Source organism: Chamaesiphon sp. GL140_3_metabinner_50 (assembly GCF_025361915.1).
Classification (GTDB): Bacteria; Cyanobacteriota; Cyanobacteriia; order Cyanobacteriales; family Chamaesiphonaceae; genus Chamaesiphon.
Genome location: NZ_JANYJC010000053.1, coordinates 1 through 4,699, shown reverse-complemented (window position 1 = coordinate 4,699; position 4,699 = coordinate 1). Strand labels below are relative to the sequence as shown.

At 46.2% G+C, this 4,699-nt stretch carries 5 protein-coding genes and 1 riboswitch; of the genes, 1 reads left to right on the top strand and 4 read right to left on the bottom strand.

Going from position 1 to position 4,699, the window contains the following annotated elements; all coding sequences use genetic code 11:
- Nucleotides 1-6 precede the first annotated feature (6 nt).
- Nucleotides 7-1,506: a precorrin-3B synthase gene (cobG, locus tag Q0R35_RS02665; RefSeq protein ID WP_295614194.1), complete on the bottom strand. Its 1,500-nt coding sequence runs from the start codon at nucleotides 1,504-1,506 to the stop codon at nucleotides 7-9.
- Nucleotides 1,505-1,641, bottom strand: a riboswitch (cobalamin riboswitch). (Overlaps the previous gene by 2 nt.)
- 251 nt (nucleotides 1,642-1,892) lie before the next feature.
- Here cobG and Q0R35_RS02660 point away from each other — a divergent pair.
- Nucleotides 1,893-2,099: a hypothetical protein gene (locus Q0R35_RS02660; RefSeq protein ID WP_295614192.1), complete on the top strand. Its 207-nt coding sequence runs from the start codon at nucleotides 1,893-1,895 to the stop codon at nucleotides 2,097-2,099.
- Nucleotides 2,100-2,233: 134 nt separating this feature from the next.
- Here the strand turns inward: Q0R35_RS02660 and Q0R35_RS02655 are convergent, their stop codons facing one another.
- From Q0R35_RS02655 to Q0R35_RS02645, 3 genes are all read right to left on the bottom strand, one after another.
- Entirely contained in the window at nucleotides 2,234-3,157 is a 924-nt protein-coding gene (locus Q0R35_RS02655; RefSeq protein ID WP_295614190.1) for a hypothetical protein, read from the bottom strand.
- 130 nt (nucleotides 3,158-3,287) lie between these two features.
- A complete protein-coding gene (cofH, locus tag Q0R35_RS02650; RefSeq protein ID WP_295614188.1) occupies nucleotides 3,288-4,463 on the bottom strand; it encodes a 7,8-didemethyl-8-hydroxy-5-deazariboflavin synthase subunit CofH in 1,176 nt (391 codons plus the stop codon).
- A 14-nt stretch (nucleotides 4,464-4,477) separates the two neighbouring features.
- A partial coding sequence (locus tag Q0R35_RS02645; protein WP_295614186.1) for a hypothetical protein occupies nucleotides 4,478-4,699 on the bottom strand: 222 nt, incomplete at its 5' end.

Below are 4,699 nucleotides of genomic sequence, written 5' to 3'. Positions count from 1 at the left end.
TATTCCCTATCCCCTATCCCGACGGGTAAACGATCGAAAAGATTCTTGCGGATTGAGGCGATTTTGGTGGTAGGTGGCGATGAGATTGCCGATCGCGATCGGGACTCGCTCTGGGGGTAAAAGATCGATCGATTCGGTGGTAAATGCGGCTGTAAGCCCGTCTATTTCTAGTCGGTAGCGGGGGGATTCGGGGTTGGGATTGTCTCCCCACAGGGTAATATCAGCGCGATCGTGTTGGGCGCAAGATTTATCGCAACCGCTAAAATGAATACTTAACGGTCGATCTAGGCTATATTTAGCGGCTAAATAATCGGCTAGGGCGATCGCATCAGTTTGAGTATCCGTCGCGCTAAACTGACAGCCAGTAGTCCCCGCACAGGCTCTTAATAAGCTGCTAGGATGATTGGCTGTTTGGACTAAACCGAGCGCGCTAATTAAGCCTTGCACCGTCTTTAGATCCACAGCCTGGAGATCGGGAATAATTAAATTTTGCCAGGGTGTCAACCGGATATTACCACTCCCATACCGAGCGGCGATCGACCCTAAACCCTGTATTTGCGCGATCGTCCAGCGTCCTAACGGTAGCACCACGCCCAAGTAATATAACCCAGCCTGACGTTGTGGATGTACGCCTAAATGACAATCTGCATTTGCACTAATGGGATCTGGCTCCAGATCGGAGTTTTTAAAAATAAAATGCCTAGAACCCGCTAATTCTCGTCGGACGATCGCGCTAAACTCAGCTAAACCATAGTAATGAATGACAGATCGCAATCGGGGTTTACGACGCGAATCGCCACCTAATGCTAAAATTCCCACTCGATAACTCTGCGCGATCGCCGCTAACATCGGCACGCATTCAGCTAGAGTTAATCTTACCCCCACAGGTGATGGTGCATCACCCCGATCTCCCATACTTAAATACAGACTAAATTCGCGTTGGCGTAGCCTCTCCATCGGAGAATCGCTAACTGCCAATAAGGTAATATCATTGGGTCGATCGCTAATTCCGACACTCCCACCACCATCGAAACCGACGCTAAACTTAGTCGATAGTATCCCCAGTTCGGGATGTCGATCGAGATATTCATGCCAAGCCGCCGCCAACGGACGCACATCGACTAATTCCCGTGCATCGATTCCCGCCGTCGGACTCATCATCATACTGCGAATTCCCTCGATTGCAGTATTACTCGCCGCCAAGCCACAAGCGGCTAACTTAGTCAATAACTCTGGCGCGAGATCCCGCGATAATGCGCGCAGTTGTAAATTTGCTCGATTGGTAACTTGCAAATATTCTAACCCGATCGCTCCTAAAAGCTGCGCGATCGCCACACACTGAGCTGAATTCAACACGCCACCCGGAATTCGCAGCCGAGTCAATAAGCCATCACTCGCGACAGCAGGATGGTAAATATCTGGACAAATAGCTCGTTCGATCGCCGACAATACATCTAACTCCTTCCCCATGCGACGCAAGGAAATAGTGGATTCACAAGTACCCATCAGGTACGCTTAAAGACACGGTATTCTGACTCGAAGCATTCGCTCCATCACAGTTGCGGCACAGCCCTGGATTTTCACCAGACTTCCCCATTCCCTCAGCTACACCAATTTAACACGAATTAGGCTTTAGGCTTTAGGAAGAAGGTTTTAGGTTTTAGGTTTTAGGCTTTAGGCTTTAGGCTTTGGAACTGCGTTCCTTAGTTACTCCTTACTCCTTACTCCCATCTCCCCCGGAACAATCCCCCAAATCCCGCCGTCCAAGACATTAAATCCACATGCTGCTTGGTAAAAAGTTCGGAAATCTCCACGATCGACAAATCTAAAAGCGTGGAATATGAGATACAATTGCCTTGAGTGTGAGTAAGTATAAATAACTATCCAAAGCTATGTCTCTCAGCCCCATAACCCTAATTGCTCCAGGTACCACTAGCGATCGCGTAGCCGGATCGGCTCAATCCGATCGCGTACAGCAAGTGGCACAATTGACTAAGGCTCTCTATCCAGCCGATCGTCAAGAAAAGTTTCTCGAACTTCAAGCCGAAGTCGAAACACTATTTTCCCAATTACAAGCACTTCAAAGAGTCCGCGTATAATTTTTATTAATCTAAATTTTTCCTAACACCTAAATAACAACCTTTTAAATAACTCAAAAGAGAGAGCGATCGCACCTATACGATCGCTCTCTCTTTTTTGTCGATCGATCTTTAATCTCATCCCAACACATCTATCAATCCCAAGATATCCCCGCCAGTTCGCTCAGACAAATCAAGAATACCCTAGCATTGGGAATATTAGCATATTCAAATGAATATTTACCTTTTCCAGACCACCACCGAGCATCTTGATGTTTGAATTGAAAAGTACCAGAACCTAAAGAAATATCGCGCATATCTGCCACCATTACCCGCTGCGATCCATCCTTTCTAGTGACAAACTCCATAAATCCCGGCCCGACTCTGACAGCCTGTAAAGCACCTCCCATTGAAAATTCGACAAAACCATCGCGATCGATCTGGGCATCGAGAGTCGAGAGTAAATAACTACTCCAAACCGACTCAGACGTGTTCGCAAAATGCCAATTGTCTCCATCTTTTGGCGGATTTTTTTCACTTTGATAGCCACCAGTAATTACATATTCGTTACCAGAATTTTTCTTCCAAGTATATGTATAAGTCGTACTCGTGTAAAATCCATTTGTGTAGTTTCTAATCGTTTTGGCATAGAGACTGTGCGCGTCAGTAAATAATAGCAAACTTTCTTTAGGCATTGCCGATCGAGATGCTAGTAATTTATGACTTATCAGCCCTTTGGTACCCACATAAGAGCAGGTATGATTAAACTGAGTAGAATTCCAGGTCAGAAAACTGAGTATACCACTAGTAATTAAAGCAGCAATCGCCTCATGAAATAAAAGTAAAATGAGGATAAATACCGCAACCGCAACGAGCAATGTAATTGTACAACGAGCAGCAGTAGACATCGAATTACTAGTCGAAGTCTTGAGCGTCGTATCAGCCGAAATTAGTTCGCCAATTGTCGGCGGTGGTGGCATAAAGAAATCAGCATCCACAGTCAGTGGAGAGCCACTATGAGACTTAATCTCTGAATGGGGTTGCCAAGATGATACTCGTGTCGAAGTAGGTTTATTCACGATCGGATTTGAATAATCTTTACCCCATCATAATTCCCCAAGGAGGAGTAAGAAGTAAGAAGTAAGGAGTAAGAAGTAAGAAATACAATTACCTTTAAAGCCTTTCCCCTTCTTCTCTAAAACCTAAAGCCTAAAGCCTAAAACCTAAAGCCTCATACAGAGTACTGCGTTGCTGATAATTGCGATCGATTTCTCGAATCGCACCTTGTAAATCCTTAACAGTCAAACAAGTACCACCCTTGGCTCCAGCCATCGTGGTAATATGCTCCTCCATCAGCGTACCGCCCAAATCGTTGCATCCCCATGTAAGTGCAGTTTTCGCACCTTCAAGACCCAATTTGACCCAACTGGGTTGATGATTGGGGATGTAGTTACCCAAGAAAATTCGCGCGATCGCAGTTAGTAATAGATTATCGGCTAAAATCGGCTGATCTCGCCCGACGCGACTGCGGAGCGGAGCGGGTGCAGATTCGCCAACAAAAGGGAGGATAATAAATTCGGTAATTTTAGCTGGATAATCGGACGCGATGGCGTGTTGCTGAATCTGTCTAATCTGCTCTAGATGGGCGATTTGCTGACTGGGAGTTTCAATATGCCCAGCTAACATGGTACTAGTCGTCGGTATCCCCAATCGATGGGCGGTCGTAATAATTTCGATCCAAGTCGCACTATCGATTTTTTCGGGGCAAATAATCCGCCGCACCGCATCATCTAATACTTCCGCCGCCGTACCAGGCATCGAGCCAACTCCAGCCTGTTGGAGTGCGATAATAACATCGGCATAACTCAACCCATCTTGACGCGCGATAAACTCGACTTCTTGAGGCGAAAAAGCATGAAGGTGGAGCTGGGGAAAAGTAGATTTAATCGCGGTTACTAATTCTAGATAATAGTCTAAAGATCGATCGTTAATTTTCGCCCCAGGATGCAATCCGCCTTGCATACAAATTTCTGTCGCCGAAAGTGCGACTGCATCTGCGGCTTTGGCTAAAATCTGCTCGGTACTCAGCCAGAAAGCACCTTCGGTACCTTCATCCCGCCGGAACGCACAAAAGCTACAGTGTTGCTCGCAAATATTCGTAAAATTAATATTCCGGTTGATAACGTAAGTAACCGTATCGCCGACTTGCTGATGGCGCAACCGATCTGCTGTTACCCGAATGCGATCGATAATATCTGGATGGGTTTGAGTCAGGAGCATGAGCGCACCTGCGGTGGAAATATCCTCGCCTTGTAAGGATCGATCTAGTATCCGATCGATCGTGCTAATGTCTGAAGCGTTAGGTGAAGCGGTAATTTCAGACATATCGACCTTTGTTTCTACCTGTCCATTTTAGAAGATTTGGACTGATTCCGTTGGCGGACTTGCGACTTTCGCGAAGTCGTTCGCGTATTTAGTTGTTTAGCTAGCGAATTGAAGCGATCGATCGGCACAGGTTTGAGCGGTCTACAGTACCAGATATAATAACTACAGCGACCCTTTATCTTGGGAGCAGTTATGACAGCAACACTCATCCAAAGTCCCGATCGGGTAGTTTTAAA

What these genes read in the sequence shown, in the direction of transcription:
- cobG (WP_295614194.1), bottom strand. Translation starts at nt 1,506, where the DNA reads ATGGGTACTTGTGAATCCACTATTTCCTTGCGTCGCATGGGGAAGGAG.
- Q0R35_RS02660 (WP_295614192.1), top strand. Translation starts at nt 1,893, where the DNA reads ATGTCTCTCAGCCCCATAACCCTAATTGCTCCAGGTACCACTAGCGAT.
- cofH (WP_295614188.1), bottom strand. Translation starts at nt 4,463, where the DNA reads ATGTCTGAAATTACCGCTTCACCTAACGCTTCAGACATTAGCACGATC.